Here is a 12,494-nt window from a genome sequence, read left to right on the forward strand (position 1 = left end):
GCTGCCTGTCTATTTACGGTGACCCAAACGCTTAATTGGCGGGCAAGTAGTCAGGACGCAGAATGCCACGCAGTTCCGAGTAGGGCAGCAGTAGCTCTGGCTGACCGAAGGAATACGGGGCGACCTCGTACGGGTTGTACTTCACCAGCAAGCCCTGATCGGTCAGAGCAATGTTCTGGGCGGGCTGGAAGGGCCACATTCTGTCCCAACCAGCTCGGTCTTCACGTGCCTCACTCAGGCTGGAAACCCAGTTGTTGTGCGCCTGGCGTACCAGTTCCTGGAAAGGCTTGATCTTGCCGGGGGCAATAATGCGGTCCAGAGGCAAAGCGGTCTTCAGGCGATTGTCCCAGTTGATGAACTGGGTTGCTGTAATGCCGTGAGCCGCACCTGTCATGTAGATACCCGAGCTTAGCTCTACGACCGTCAGGTCCCGGTTCCGGTAGCGCGTACGGGCGGATAAATGCACTTCGTCACGATTATTGGCGGTAGCCCAGTAGTAGTTCTCGAATTCCTTCAAACCGCGATAGCCAGGATGGCGGTCAGAGATAACCGTCATATGAGCCAGGCTTTCATCGACCAGCTTGGTCAGCTCGGCATTGCCGGGGAAAATCAGAGATTTCACTTCCAGGCGCGGGCATTCACCGGTACAGCCTGGCTTGACGTGCTTGTAGTCCAAGGGCTGGGTAAAAACGCCATCTTTTTCAGTCTGATCCTGGGTTTGCGTTGGAATCAGGGAGATATTGCTGGGCGTGCTGGAACACGCAGACAGAGCCATGGCTGTCAGGCCAATAAGCAGCAGCTGATAGGGGCGCTGTAAGGTCATGGGATCGTAGTCCTATCGGATGGTTTTGGAATCTTGGCCAAAGAGGATTTGACGGGCCTTGTCGTCATGGACGGGCGAGCCGGGGTTGATCTGTTCGACCAAGGCATAGGCACGCTCAGTTGCGGGACGCGCACTAATACGCTCAAACCAACGCTTCAGATGCGGGAAGTCGTCCAGGTTCTGGCTTTGGCGCTGGTGGGAGACAATCCAGGGGTAGCTGGCCATATCGGCAATGGAGTAGTCCCCAGCAATAAAGTCGCGCTGCTCCAGATGTTTGTTCAGCACGCCGTAGAGACGGCCAGTCTCACGCACATAGCGGTCGATGGCGTACTCGATTTTGACGGGGGCATAGACATTGAAATGGTGGTTCTGGCCTGCCATGGGGCCCAGGCCACCCATTTGCCAGTACAGCCACTGTAAGGTTTCGGTACGCACTCGCAAATCGGTCGACAGGAACTGGCCGGTTTTTTCTGCCAGATATTGCAGAATGGCGCCGGACTCGAACAGGGAGATAGGTTCGCCACCGTCTTGCGGAGCCTGGTCCACAATGGCGGGAATGCGATTATTGGGGGCGATACGCAGGAATTCAGGTTTGAATTGATCGCCTTGGCCAATATTGATGGGGTGGACGGTGTAAGGCAGACCGGACTCTTCCAGAAACATCGTGACTTTATGTCCGTTGGGAGTGGTCCAGTAATACAGGTCGATCATGTGTTCTCCTGGCTAAGTGAAGACGCTGGCCTGTCTGCAGCAAGCTACCCAGATGACGTATCCGGCGGCGCTGGGCTACTATTGTTCGCCTGAATACGGTTTATAGGAAGTCAAAGACTGTCATGAGCAAAATCTATCATAATCCGCGCTGCAGCACTTCGCGTAATGCCCTGGCCATGATGCGTGAAAAAGGTCTGGAACCCGAGATCATCGAGTACCTGAAAACACCCTTGTCGCGCAGCGAACTCAAAACTCTGATTGCGGCAACGGGCTTGACGGTACGCGAGGCCATGCGCAGCAAAGAGGCTGTTTACAGCGAGCTGAACCTGGGCAATCCCGATCTGAGCGACGAGGACTTGCTGGCAGCGATTGAAGCTAATCCTGTTTTGTTGAACCGTCCTATCGTGGTGACAGAAAAAGGGACGCGTCTGGCGCGTCCCCTGGAAGTGGTTCAGGAAATTCTGTAATCAGACTTCCTGAGTAGCGCTCAAAGCGCTATTACTGGGCAATGGCTTCCAGCGCAATGCGGATAGTGACTTCATCACCGACGTAAGGCACGTTGGCGGCCATGCCAAACTCGCTACGCTTGATCTCGATCTTGCCGTCCGCGCCCAGGGCGGGTTTGTTCATCATGGGGTGCTTGGGCATGGTCAGGAAGGACTCAATGGTCATGGTAACGGGCTTGGTAATGCCCTTGATGGTCAGATCGCCCTTGGCGGACACAGGCTTGTCACCGTCGAACTGAATGTCCTTGGACACAAAAGTTGCTTCGGGGAACTGCTCGGTGTCGAAGTGATCCTTGCCCTGGATGTGTTCGTTGAACAGGGGAAAGCCGGTGCTGACCGAACGGGTGTCGACTTTCATGTCGATGCTGCCGGTCTTGGCTTCCTGGTCCAGGGTAACGGTGCCTTGTGCCTTGTCAAAGCGCTGGCTTTGCGTGCTCAGGCCCAGGTGCTTGTAGCTGAAGTGCACGAAGGTGTGGCTGGGTTCAACCTGATAGGTCGCCGGCGCTGCCTGAGCGGCAAAAGCAAATAGAAAACTGGCGGACAGGGCAATCACTGGCTTGATCATGAGGGTGTAATCCTTGTTATGCAGGGAGAGAGAGGGGCGCTGATGCGTCTGCTTACTTGGCATCAATCTTGAAGTTGACGGTGATCTCGTTGGCCACGATGTCGTAGCTGGACCAGGAGCCTTCACCGATAGAAAAATCGCCACGCTTGATTTCAAAGGCACCGCTAAAAGTGGCTTTGTCGCCTTCGGGAGCCATGGTCGCCATGACAGTGACGGGTTGCTCACGGCCTTTGATCTGCAGCGTGCCTTGCACTTCATATTGCTGGTCGCTGACAGCGCGGAAACTCCTGGAGCTGAAAACGGCCTGGGGATGCGCGTCAATATCGAACCAGCGCACGTCTTGCAATTCATCATCGGCTTCTTCTGAGCCGGTATCAACGCTATCCAGGGCGACCTTCAAGACCACCTTGGACTGATCCAGGGCGTCGGGGTTGAAGTTCAGTTCGCCTTCAAATTTACGGAACTGACCATCCAGCTTCACACCCATCTGGGAATACTGAAAGCCGATTTCGCTATTTTGGGTGTCCAGAGCCTGGTAGTTCTTGGCGTTGACGGCCAGACTGGTGCCCAGGCCCAGAGAGCCGATCAGCAGGGACACGAAGACAGATTTTTTCATGATTTGGCTTTGCCTAAAGTAAAGGTGATGCGGCCAAGCAAGCCGTCACGGTCTATGAACTGATGCTTCAAGGCCGCCAGAACATGCAGGCTGACCATGGCAATCAGGGCGTAATTCAAAAAGATGTGGACTTGGACCAGTAGCTCGCCCAAAGGTTTATCTTTGGAAACCAGATCGGGCAGGGGGATCACGCCAAACCACACCGTCTGAAAGCCTTTGGCAGAACTCATCAGCCAGCCTGTCAGGGGAATACCAATCATCAGCAGGTATAAAGCGGCATGACCACAGTGGGCCAGAGCCCGGCTGAAAGCAGACATGCCAGGGGGTAGAGCAGGGGGGCGGTTGAACAAACGCCAGAGCAGGCGCAGGATCACCAGTACCAGCAGGGAAATACCGGCCCATTTGTGCCAGGAATAGACTTGCAGTTTCAAAGGGGACAGGGGCAAGGTTTTCATGGTGTAGCCCACGGTCACCAAGGCGGTCAGGGCCAGTGCCATCAGCCAATGCAAGATGCGTGCGACTCGGGTGTAGCGTTGGCGATTCACTGGAACAGGGGTGATGCTCATTGATAATGCCTTTCATTTACGAAGCCAAGAAACTTTAACCTGTTTGTAAGCATCGTAAAAGACCAGATTTTGCAATGCAGTAATGCAATATTGGGGGTATTGGTCGTGCATCTCTTGCAAGATGACTATTTTCTTGCAGCGTGTGACAAGGCTTTCAGGGTGGGGTGGGGGCGGGCTAAACTCCTTTTTTCAGCTCGCAAGCAAGGAAGTCTCTATGTGGAAAACAGCGTTGGTCGTCGTGGTAGCCGGTTTGTTGGCAGGATGCCAGGACTCGAAAAAGGCCAATGAGGAAAATTTCAGCACGGCAATCCAGAGCTATCTGGATACGCGAGACGGCTTGTGTGTAGGAGTGCCTGGACGTGTGTATCCCTATCAGGCCGAGCACGATTCCCCCTTGATTGTGGAAGATCGAGCTCGTCTGGCTGCCTTGGCCAAGGTAGGTTTGTTGCGTCAGGTAGGAAAGGAAGAGGCACCGCGCTACGAGCTGGATGCCAATGCAGACACCTATTTGCGTCGTTCCAGCTCCGAACAGTCGCAGGGCGAGCATGATGCATTTTGTACGGGCCGCCTGGTTCTGGACCGTATCGACTACTTTACCGAACCGGCCAGCGCAGGCGGGTTTACCGTCAGTCAGGTGAGTTATGTCTATCATCTGGCCGATGCGGCGGGCTGGATCAAAGATAGCGCGGTTCAGGATACCTACGAGGATCTGCGCGCGTTGACGGCCCAGGAAGTCGAGGGGCAGGCACGAATGATTCTGACCAATAAGGGCTGGGTTCATCAGAATCTGTACAGATAGCCCGGTTCAATAGTGCAGCTTTGCATGATTGAGAGCTTGGGACGCAAGCAGCGAACTGTGCTTGGCAAGTAGCCGTAACAATGCGGCCGTTGTCACTTGTATTGATGCCAAGCGTTGCCCTGGTGCTGCTGTTGCTGCCAGTCTCGCTGCCAGCAATCAGGTTTCAGCAAGCAGGGGAGAGAGGTGGCTGACAGGCACCCAGCCCAGGGCGCCATCCTGGGGGCGCTGGCACCAGCACCAGCCATTCAGGATTTTCTCTCCTTGAACCCGATCGCCTTCATCCACATTCATTTCCAGCGCGCTGTAGTCTTGCAGGGCGCGACCGGTCCCAGCATCGGGCAGGCGCTCGATAATTTGTTCGGGCACCCATCCTCCAGGGTGTTCCTGAGTAGAGCAGTAAATCCAGTTATCCCAGTCTTCCGGGCCTTGATACCGTTCCCCAACTACAAGAAAGTCGCCTTTTTTCAGGACTAAGGGATTTGGATACTCAGAGCGATGTGGGGTGGTGACCAGGTACTTCATCGTGGCGTAGCTCGCAAAGGTTGTCAGGCTGTAGCATTGTACGCATTAGCATGAGACGAACATGCTTTCCAAGAACCTTCCAGTTTCTCCTTTATTCGCTTCCCCTTAGCGCTGCGTCAGCCCTTGCCATACAGACTGATTCCCCGATAAAATGCAATTAACGGAAAAGATGGGTGCGAAATGAAAAAACGGTCTACAAGAGAAGAAGGGCAGTTTGATCTGCCTATTTTAGGCTCGCAGGCCGCCGACATTTCGGCGGAGGCCTTGTTTGATACCTGGTTGCAGCATCAACGCCCACCCATGGCACCCAGCACGCAGCGGGTGTATCGCACCTTGTGGCGGCGCTTCTTGCAGGCACTTCAGGATCATAAAAAGCAGTACACCCAGATCAAGCCTGTGGATATACGGAACTTTTTGAGCAATCTGGACGAAGTGCGCCGCCCGCAGCGTGAACGCTATCAACAAGTAATCGCCCGTGCTTATGAAGAACTATGCCGCCAGGATGGACGCTCCGAAAATCCTGCACTGGCCCCCGCCATCAACGACCCCTTCAAGGAAAGCTGGCGCCAGGCCCCTGACAATCAGGCCACCCAATTTCTTTCTGTAGATCAATGCTCTGCCACCATCAAGGCATTGCAAAATCGACGGCGTGTCCTGGAGTTGGCCAGTGATATGACCATTGCCGCCCGTTGGCGTGAATATCGAGATATGACGATTGTGGCTGTGATGCTGGGCACAGGCTTGCGGCCGGTGGAGTTGGGGCAGTTGCACCCTTCAGCTATCGGAGTGGCCCAACGCAGGGCCGACCCGGTGAAGTCGGACGAAGCAGATGAGGAGCACACCACGCAATGGCGCGATGGAACTATCCTGCTGAAATTGACTGGAGCGGCCAAGCGCGAGGTCGTAGCCCCCATCTGGTGCGAAGCCATATTGCGTAGCTGGCTGATTTTCAGTGGTGCAGAGGACGCTTCAGCTTGGGCCAAGGACAGCCGCGTTTTCCCCGGCTCTCGTCAAGTCAGCGCTGCCCGACCCCAGGCACAAATGAATCCGGCCACGCTGGCTCGCATTGTCAGCAAATGGGGCATCAAGCAGATGGATCTGGTGATGACGCCTCAGCGTCTGCGCAATACCTTTGGGGCGGGTTTGATCGAACGAGGTTTTTCCTTGCCTGAGATCGAAGAAATTATGGGTTATGCCCCCGGCGCAGCCAGTGCCTGGCGCCTGCAGGCGTCCTGGCTAGCATGGCTGGAAGCGCAAAAGACTCCGGCCCATCCCGCAATTACCGAGAATACGCAATCGGAATGAAGGGCTAGTCACGGTTTCGTCAGCTCCGGGAGGCATAATTTCAGATCCATTTCGCTTTATTGAGGAGTTTGAAGTGACGTCGACACCTGTTTTTCGTCGTGCTGTGGCAGCGGATCTGGAGGCCATCGTAGCCATGTTGGCCGACGATATTTTGGGCCAGAAACGGGAAAACACCAGCCTGCCTTTGGCTCAGTCCTATCTGGACGCTTTTGAGGCGATAGAAGCGGACCCCAATCAGTATCTGGCCGTTGTAGAGCTGGATGGCACGGTTGTGGGCACTTTGCAGATCACGTATATGCCAGGCCTGTCGCACCAGGGCGCGTGGCGTGGGGAGATTGAGTCTGTACGTATTGCCAGCGCTGCCCGTGGTACGGGTTTGGGGCGCTTGATGATTCAGTGGGCCATCGAACAATGCCGTGCACGCAATTGTCACCTTGTGCAGCTTACCTCGGATATGGCTCGTATCGATGCACATCGGTTTTATGAGCAACTGGGTTTCACGGCCAGCCACAAGGGTTTCAAGATGACGCTGTAGGATTCTTGCTTCAGGATGGATCTGGGCCAAGAGCGGTCATAGAACAAGAACTATAAGCACCGCATTAATGGAAAAGCTCCCCAGACATGATTGATGCCTGAAGAGCCTTTCATGGGGGAGACTGTTAAGGGAATTGCCTGAGTTTCAGGCCAAGTTATCCAAATATACTGTTGATTTTCTCAACGGTTCCGATATAGGTAGTGCTTATTTTTCTCAGAGTGTAGGGAACGGTATAAGTCCAATCCTTAGACCAGGAATCGCTGCTTAAGGTGCAAATGTTGAGATTGCCCAATTCTTTTTCCAAGGCGGCAAATTGATCTTGTAGAGATTGGCTTGACGCAAGACTCCGGCCCTGGCCTTGACCCCGCCATTGAACTCCCTTGGCGGCAGAGTATGGAATAGGTATCAACCTGACACTGTCGTTAGTCAGAATCCCTTTGTCTTTATCAGCCGTTAGCTTCATTGCCATTTCGCCGCCTTTAGTGAAAATCATTTTTTCAGGCAAGGCTTTTCGCAATAGCATCAGGGACGGCCCGAAGGCATAAATATCACCATTCGTATCAATGAATGGGAGCATTTTTATGAACGAGCTAAACGCAGTCGGATTGTTGCTCCCATAGCTGCAATAAGCAGCCTTGTAGGTCACCTCGGGATACGGTATCGGCTTAACGTCGATAATTTCACTGCTTACTGACTGGTCCCCAATGAGCAGGCCCAGACCAAGCTCCGCATTACGCAAGAAACCAATTTCGTTCCAGGCAGTATAAATCTTCTTGGCTTCATCGCTTAAGGAGTTGAATGCGATTTCCACCGCATCGTCACTCTCTACGTTGTCGCTCAATACACCCTGTGCAATTTTGAACGAATCGGCTACTTGAGACGCTGAATTAAGATGGCAGAAATCCAGCTTGATATTGCAAGCGTTAAAGGTATTGTAAATAGTGTTCAAGGTGGACAAATCTTGCATCATGCAACGAATTTTCAGGATGTACTCGGCCACTTCAGCATCGTTGATTTCGTTCATGTATCCCATCGACATCCATGGGAAAATATCTGACCAGTTTGCTATCCAGGCGCCTAGAACGGCGTAGTCTGAGCTTGAATCCAAACTGCTTGCTCTGACCCCTTGAAGCGAGATGTTCTTCTTCCTTCTGGAGACGCTTCCTTCTGCTAACACGTCCAATGAGTTTTCCTGTACTTTGGAGGCCAGGTCGTTTAAGCCATCAATATTGTTCTTGTCCCGAACAGTTGATTTGAATTCTTCAAACGTTAAATTCGGGTTCGTTTTTTTGGCTTCTTCATATCCGGACGCGAGCGAGAATTCTTCAGAATCGCCCAGTTTCTTAATGGTATCCAGCTTTTCCGTGACTTCTTCATTTTTTTCCGGTTTGAGAAAATCAGGGATTTTTGGAGGAGGGCTTACCGAACTTTGCATTGGCGCTTTATCGAGCAGGCTAATTCCTGAGATCTCGGCAAAGGATTTGTTGGCAACAACATCAAACCAGGAATTTACCTGGCTTTCAACGCAACCTCCACTGGCGAGAGCCTTGCACGATACCTCAACTTCAGAGCTTTGATCTTTTTGAGATCCATTATAGGTTTGCGCTATGGATACGGAACTTCCTATCCCTGAATAGCTGAATTCAGCCGTTTCTCCATACTTCCAGCTGTCTTCTGATTTTTTGCTCGTCATCTCCGTAGAAACAGAGCCCATTCCACCCCAGATGGCTCCAACGACCAGGCCATCCCCGTAGGATGAAATGAAGTTCTGCAGAGATTTGACCCATTCTTTCATGAGCTCGTCTTTTTCTGTAGACGATCCAGTGCAGTCACGGGCAGCAATAAATTTCTCTAAAACCTTTAACGAAAGATTTTTAGGTCCTGCGCTTAAGGAATTTAATACGTCTTCTACCGTCAGGTTGTCAAAGTCTATGTATTCTATTCCCGAGATCATGGAAATGTTGTAGGAAACTTTAATGGACTTGTACTCCGAAGCAGTCGCATTGCTGACGGATACAGCAACTGCTGACGTAAACTTGGCGATCCCCGAGGGGCCATAGGCTCCTGAAAAGCCAATGGTTCCCTCGTTCAAGGAGTCAGTATAGACATATTGGCTTTTACCACTCATACCCATTTCAATTTCTTTTTGGGTAATCATTCTGGTAATTGGATTTATCAGAACTGAAGGTTTGAAATCATTCCCAAGAACAGTAGATCCAACTGTGATTCCCAGTAATGGGTTGATGGATTTAGCTTCTATGCCCATGATTTTCTTCCTTAGGATTTTTTTACGACAGTAATGAAGATATTGCCTGTTGCGCCACTTGGGCTACCGCCACCTTTTTTACTCACTGTGTAGTTTTCTTTATCCTTTACGGTGAGTTCATCGCTGTTGGACCCACTCCAGGGGCAATCCCAGTAATATTCGAAAACTAATTTATCACCATCGTATAAAGAAAAGCCTCCTTCCGTTCCAGATGAAGCATTTTCACGTCCGCAAGAGGCAATGGTGTATGAGTCTTCGTCTTTAATAATGGTGCCATTGATTTGGCTAGGACTTATTTCCTTATCCTTATTTCCAGGGACATGAAACTTTCCCCACTTCAGATAAGCGCCTTCTACTTTGAAGTTTGAGTTAACAACGAAGATGGTAATTTCTATCCATTGTGCATAAGCCCGAACCTTGCTTTCTTCAGTTGCAATATCTTTAGCAGTCATGGTTAAGTCCTCAGCTTGTTAATTAAGTTGCGCCTAACTACATTGTTTTGCACTTATGTGCAAGCAGAGAATAGCAGTTGAATTGTTTTAATACAATTTAATTTAAATAAAAAAATAGCTGCTTTTCTATCTCCTTTATTATTCGCAACCTAACTTAAATTAATATCGTAATTACGATGTTTTTATATGAATGAAGTGTCTGAATTTTTCTTGATTAGTACGAAAACTGTTTTCTGCCCCTTCAGTCATGGCGTTGGCCCAATGCAGGTTCGACCTGGTGGAATGGGACAACGTAGTGAAGAGCACGTCACGCATTGGTGCGATCGGACCAAGCAGCTGAGCAAGCCATCGTAGCCATGCTGGCCGACGATAATCTGGGCGAGAAGCTGGTGAACATCGGCCTGCTTTTGGCCCAGTCCTCTCTGGAAGCCTTTGCGGCGATAGAGGTAACCACAATCAGTATCTGACGGTTGTTGAGCTTGATGGTGCGGTGGCAGATGCTTTGCAGATCACGTATATGCCAGATTTGTCGCACCCGGAGGAGTGGAGTGGAGAGATTGAGTCTGTGCATATGGCTAGCGCAGCTCGTAGTAGGGGATTGGCCCGTTTGATAATTCAGTGGACTATCGAACAATGCCGTGTGCGCGCAAGTGCCACCTTGTGCAGCTAAGCTCGGATACGGCTCGTATCAATGCCAAGCTGGCTATTTCTTTGGTCAATTTGCCGTCCTTCAAACTCAAAGGGCATTTGCCGATAGGCAACCCTGTACTGAATCCGGCGCTTGGAATCACAAACTCGAATACTTTCATGAAGACTAGACCGGCTTTGCCCCTGGCATCTTGCAGCATAAAGGTCGGGATTACCTCGTCCTTTATGCTGTCTGGAAAAATGGACAGCTAGCCCTGAGCTTGGTTTTTAGCCTTATGATGTTTTCTCAAACTGTATGTTGGAGATAGGCAGATGGGTGTAGCGTCAAATTATCCAGTCATATTGATTACCGGCGGGAGTCGAGGGATAGGTGCTGCGACGGCGCGTCTGGCGGCGAAGCAGGGCTATAACGTTGTTCTTAGCTATGTCGCCAGTGAATCTGATGCCTTGTCAGTGGTCGCTGAAGTAGAGGCGACAGGTCGTCAAGCTGTTGCTTTCAAGGCGGATTGCGCGGACCCGGAGCAGATTACTCAACTCTTTGAGCAGGTTGACCAAAGGTTTGGGCGGATTGATGTTTTGGTAAATAACGCAGGCGTGTTGTTTCAGCAGTCTCGTCTGGAAGATCTCAGCTTCGAGCGTATACAACACACTTTTGCGGTCAACACGATTGGTCCCATGCTTTGTGCGCAACAGGCGGCCAAACGCATGGCTTATCGCCATGGTGGGAAAGGCGGTTCTGTCATCAATGTTTCCTCTATAGCGGCCAAGCTTGGCAGTCCAAACGAATATGTGGATTACGCCGCTTCGAAAGGAGCTGTGGAGACTTTCACAACAGGTTTTGCTAAAGAGGTTGCCCGAGAAGGGATTCGTGTTAATTGTGTTCGGCCTGGGCATATTTATACCGAGATGCATGCCAGTGGCGGCGAGCCAGACCGTGTAGACCGATTAAAGGACAGCATCCCGATGGGCCGTGGTGGCCAAGCAGAGGAAGTGGCGCGTGCAATTTTATGGCTAGCCAGCTCTGAGGCGTCCTTTATCACGGGAACATTCCTGGATGCGAGCGGTGGCAAGTAGCCATTGAGGGTGACGAGGTTTTGGGCCTTGAAATACGATGTTCTGGATAATTATAAAAATCGCATAATGTCGCTTTATGTTAAGTCCACCTGTTTATTAGTATTTTTTATACAGTAATTTAAGCAGAAAACTCGTTGCTTTTTCAACGAGGTTTTTAAAATGCTTACGTTCACAACTGTCGCCACTAAAGGTGGTGTTGGCAAAACTACATTAACTGCTAATTTAGGTGGATTGCTTGCTGATTTCGGATATCGCGTTCTTTTAATTGATGCGGATATTCAGCCATCCCTGACTCGCTATTACAAACTGACTCATCAAGCCCCTTACGGCTTAACGCAAATGGTGATGTCGGGAGCACTCACCACGGACTGCATTAGTCACGTCGAATTTCCTCCAGCCGAATTCGAGGGTGACCGTTCAAGTTTGAACGTGCAGGGCGGCTTCTTGCATATTGTGTGCTCTGACACTCAGCGAGATGACAGCCCCCTTCAAATCTGGTTGTCCAATCAGCTTGATCGCCTGGTGCGTATTCGGATGGCCCTGAGTAACCCGGATATCCGTGCTCAGTACGATGTCTGCATCATCGATACCCAAGGGGCAGTGGGCCACTTACAAGACGCCGCCGTCAATGCTGCGGATGTGCTTCTCGCTCCTGTAGCCCCTGATGTTCTGTCGGCCCGTGAGTTTGTTGACGGTACGATCAAACTGGTCGCCCGCCACGAATCTGCCTCCAACCTGGGCTACAAAGTGCCCGCAATCCAGTGCGTGATTAACCGTAGCGAGAACACGGTCGACAGTCGCACCATGTCCAGCCTAATCCGCAATCAGTTCATTGAAATGAGCGGGCGTGTGACCGTGCTGGCCACCCAGATTCCCCAAGCGGTCGCCTACAAAAAAGCCGCTACCGCCCAAGTCCCTGCTCACTGGATTGATCCGGTCAGAGCGGGCGATCACATGCACAGTTTGCTGTGGGAATTGATCCCCAATCTGAGCAATAAATTCACTCCCAATCACCGCAATGAGTTAGCTCCCGCGCTAGCGGCATTGCATGTCCCTATCTCCGCGTCAGACGAGCCAGACAGCCCGCTCACGACTAACTCGTAGAG

16 protein-coding genes are annotated in these 12,494 nt (G+C 51.5%); 8 read left to right on the forward strand and 8 right to left on the reverse strand.

Annotated elements, in window-relative coordinates; translation table 11 throughout:
- Positions 1 to 31 precede the first annotated feature (31 nt).
- Complete coding sequence (locus tag D0C27_RS02695; protein WP_060185095.1) at positions 32 to 823, reverse strand: RsiV family protein; 792 nt, start codon at positions 821 to 823, stop codon at positions 32 to 34.
- Between the two features lie 12 nt (positions 824 to 835).
- On the reverse strand, positions 836 to 1,534 hold the full coding sequence (locus D0C27_RS02700; RefSeq protein ID WP_137430336.1) for a glutathione binding-like protein: 699 nt from the start codon (positions 1,532 to 1,534) through the stop codon (positions 836 to 838).
- Positions 1,535 to 1,656: 122 nt separating this feature from the next.
- Between D0C27_RS02700 and arsC the strand changes: the two genes are divergently transcribed.
- On the forward strand, positions 1,657 to 2,001 hold the full coding sequence (gene arsC / locus D0C27_RS02705; protein WP_035271689.1) for an arsenate reductase (glutaredoxin): 345 nt from the start codon (positions 1,657 to 1,659) through the stop codon (positions 1,999 to 2,001).
- 31 nt (positions 2,002 to 2,032) lie between these two features.
- Here the strand turns inward: arsC and D0C27_RS02710 are convergent, their stop codons facing one another.
- Genes D0C27_RS02710 through D0C27_RS02720 form a run of 3 tightly spaced genes read right to left on the reverse strand, consistent with a single transcriptional unit; the run spans position 2,033 to position 3,787 of the window.
- On the reverse strand, positions 2,033 to 2,605 hold the full coding sequence (locus tag D0C27_RS02710) for a YceI family protein (protein ID WP_137430337.1): 573 nt from the start codon (positions 2,603 to 2,605) through the stop codon (positions 2,033 to 2,035).
- A 52-nt stretch (positions 2,606 to 2,657) separates the two neighbouring features.
- Positions 2,658 to 3,221 (reverse strand): YceI family protein, encoded by a 564-nt coding sequence (locus tag D0C27_RS02715; protein WP_137430338.1) that lies wholly within the window; start codon positions 3,219 to 3,221, stop codon positions 2,658 to 2,660.
- Positions 3,218 to 3,787 (reverse strand): cytochrome b, encoded by a 570-nt coding sequence (locus D0C27_RS02720; RefSeq protein WP_060185093.1) that lies wholly within the window; start codon positions 3,785 to 3,787, stop codon positions 3,218 to 3,220. The genes D0C27_RS02715 and D0C27_RS02720 overlap by 4 nt, the downstream gene beginning before the upstream one ends.
- A 214-nt stretch (positions 3,788 to 4,001) precedes the next feature.
- Here D0C27_RS02720 and D0C27_RS02725 point away from each other — a divergent pair, with 214 nt between their 5' ends.
- Positions 4,002 to 4,586: a hypothetical protein gene (locus D0C27_RS02725; protein ID WP_137430339.1), complete on the forward strand. Its 585-nt coding sequence runs from the start codon at positions 4,002 to 4,004 to the stop codon at positions 4,584 to 4,586.
- 156 nt (positions 4,587 to 4,742) lie between these two features.
- Here D0C27_RS02725 and D0C27_RS19590 read toward each other — a convergent pair whose 3' ends face one another.
- Positions 4,743 to 5,108: an SH3 domain-containing protein gene (locus D0C27_RS19590; RefSeq protein ID WP_060185091.1), complete on the reverse strand. Its 366-nt coding sequence runs from the start codon at positions 5,106 to 5,108 to the stop codon at positions 4,743 to 4,745.
- Positions 5,109 to 5,288: 180 nt separating this feature from the next.
- Between D0C27_RS19590 and D0C27_RS02735 the strand changes: the two genes are divergently transcribed.
- The gene (locus D0C27_RS02735) at positions 5,289 to 6,413 is read left to right on the forward strand and encodes a site-specific integrase (protein ID WP_137430340.1); all 1,125 of its coding nucleotides are present in this window, start codon (positions 5,289 to 5,291) and stop codon (positions 6,411 to 6,413) included.
- A 73-nt stretch (positions 6,414 to 6,486) separates the two neighbouring features.
- Positions 6,487 to 6,948 (forward strand): GNAT family N-acetyltransferase, encoded by a 462-nt coding sequence (locus tag D0C27_RS02740; protein ID WP_035271679.1) that lies wholly within the window; start codon positions 6,487 to 6,489, stop codon positions 6,946 to 6,948.
- Between the two features lie 154 nt (positions 6,949 to 7,102).
- Here the strand turns inward: D0C27_RS02740 and D0C27_RS02745 are convergent, their stop codons facing one another.
- Together D0C27_RS02745 and D0C27_RS02750 are read right to left on the reverse strand one after the other, a co-directional pair.
- Complete coding sequence (locus tag D0C27_RS02745; RefSeq protein WP_137430341.1) at positions 7,103 to 9,214, reverse strand: hypothetical protein; 2,112 nt, start codon at positions 9,212 to 9,214, stop codon at positions 7,103 to 7,105.
- 11 nt (positions 9,215 to 9,225) lie between these two features.
- Entirely contained in the window at positions 9,226 to 9,666 is a 441-nt protein-coding gene (locus tag D0C27_RS02750) for an aegerolysin family protein (RefSeq protein ID WP_137430342.1), read from the reverse strand.
- A gap of 317 nt (positions 9,667 to 9,983) precedes the next feature.
- Between D0C27_RS02750 and D0C27_RS19440 the strand changes: the two genes are divergently transcribed.
- The 4 genes from D0C27_RS19440 (at position 9,984) to D0C27_RS02765 (ending at position 12,492) form a co-directional block, all read left to right on the forward strand.
- Positions 9,984 to 10,133 (forward strand): hypothetical protein, encoded by a 150-nt coding sequence (locus tag D0C27_RS19440; protein WP_170978525.1) that lies wholly within the window; start codon positions 9,984 to 9,986, stop codon positions 10,131 to 10,133.
- Between the two features lie 23 nt (positions 10,134 to 10,156).
- A complete protein-coding gene (locus tag D0C27_RS19445; RefSeq protein ID WP_240688292.1) occupies positions 10,157 to 10,336 on the forward strand; it encodes a hypothetical protein in 180 nt (59 codons plus the stop codon).
- A 290-nt stretch (positions 10,337 to 10,626) separates the two neighbouring features.
- Positions 10,627 to 11,388, forward strand: a complete 762-nt coding sequence (locus D0C27_RS02760) for a glucose 1-dehydrogenase (RefSeq protein ID WP_137430343.1) — start codon at positions 10,627 to 10,629, stop codon at positions 11,386 to 11,388.
- 159 nt (positions 11,389 to 11,547) lie between these two features.
- Entirely contained in the window at positions 11,548 to 12,492 is a 945-nt protein-coding gene (locus D0C27_RS02765; protein WP_137430344.1) for a ParA family protein, read from the forward strand.
- Positions 12,493 to 12,494: the final 2 nt, after the last annotated feature.

The sequence above is a fragment of the Alcaligenes faecalis genome (assembly GCF_005311025.1).
GTDB lineage: Bacteria > Pseudomonadota > Gammaproteobacteria > Burkholderiales > Burkholderiaceae_B > Alcaligenes > Alcaligenes phenolicus.

Coding starts and splice junctions, on each gene's coding strand:
- D0C27_RS02695 (WP_060185095.1), bottom strand. CDS start 823: ATGACCTTACAGCGCCCCTATCAGCTGCTGCTTATTGGCCTGACAGCC.
- D0C27_RS02700 (WP_137430336.1), bottom strand. CDS start 1,534: ATGATCGACCTGTATTACTGGACCACTCCCAACGGACATAAAGTCACG.
- arsC (WP_035271689.1), top strand. CDS start 1,657: ATGAGCAAAATCTATCATAATCCGCGCTGCAGCACTTCGCGTAATGCC.
- D0C27_RS02710 (WP_137430337.1), bottom strand. CDS start 2,605: ATGATCAAGCCAGTGATTGCCCTGTCCGCCAGTTTTCTATTTGCTTTT.
- D0C27_RS02715 (WP_137430338.1), bottom strand. CDS start 3,221: ATGAAAAAATCTGTCTTCGTGTCCCTGCTGATCGGCTCTCTGGGCCTG.
- D0C27_RS02720 (WP_060185093.1), bottom strand. CDS start 3,787: ATGAGCATCACCCCTGTTCCAGTGAATCGCCAACGCTACACCCGAGTC.
- D0C27_RS02725 (WP_137430339.1), top strand. CDS start 4,002: ATGTGGAAAACAGCGTTGGTCGTCGTGGTAGCCGGTTTGTTGGCAGGA.
- D0C27_RS19590 (WP_060185091.1), bottom strand. CDS start 5,108: ATGAAGTACCTGGTCACCACCCCACATCGCTCTGAGTATCCAAATCCC.
- D0C27_RS02735 (WP_137430340.1), top strand. CDS start 5,289: ATGAAAAAACGGTCTACAAGAGAAGAAGGGCAGTTTGATCTGCCTATT.
- D0C27_RS02745 (WP_137430341.1), bottom strand. CDS start 9,214: ATGGGCATAGAAGCTAAATCCATCAACCCATTACTGGGAATCACAGTT.
- D0C27_RS02750 (WP_137430342.1), bottom strand. CDS start 9,666: ATGACTGCTAAAGATATTGCAACTGAAGAAAGCAAGGTTCGGGCTTAT.
- D0C27_RS02760 (WP_137430343.1), top strand. CDS start 10,627: ATGGGTGTAGCGTCAAATTATCCAGTCATATTGATTACCGGCGGGAGT.
- D0C27_RS02765 (WP_137430344.1), top strand. CDS start 11,548: ATGCTTACGTTCACAACTGTCGCCACTAAAGGTGGTGTTGGCAAAACT.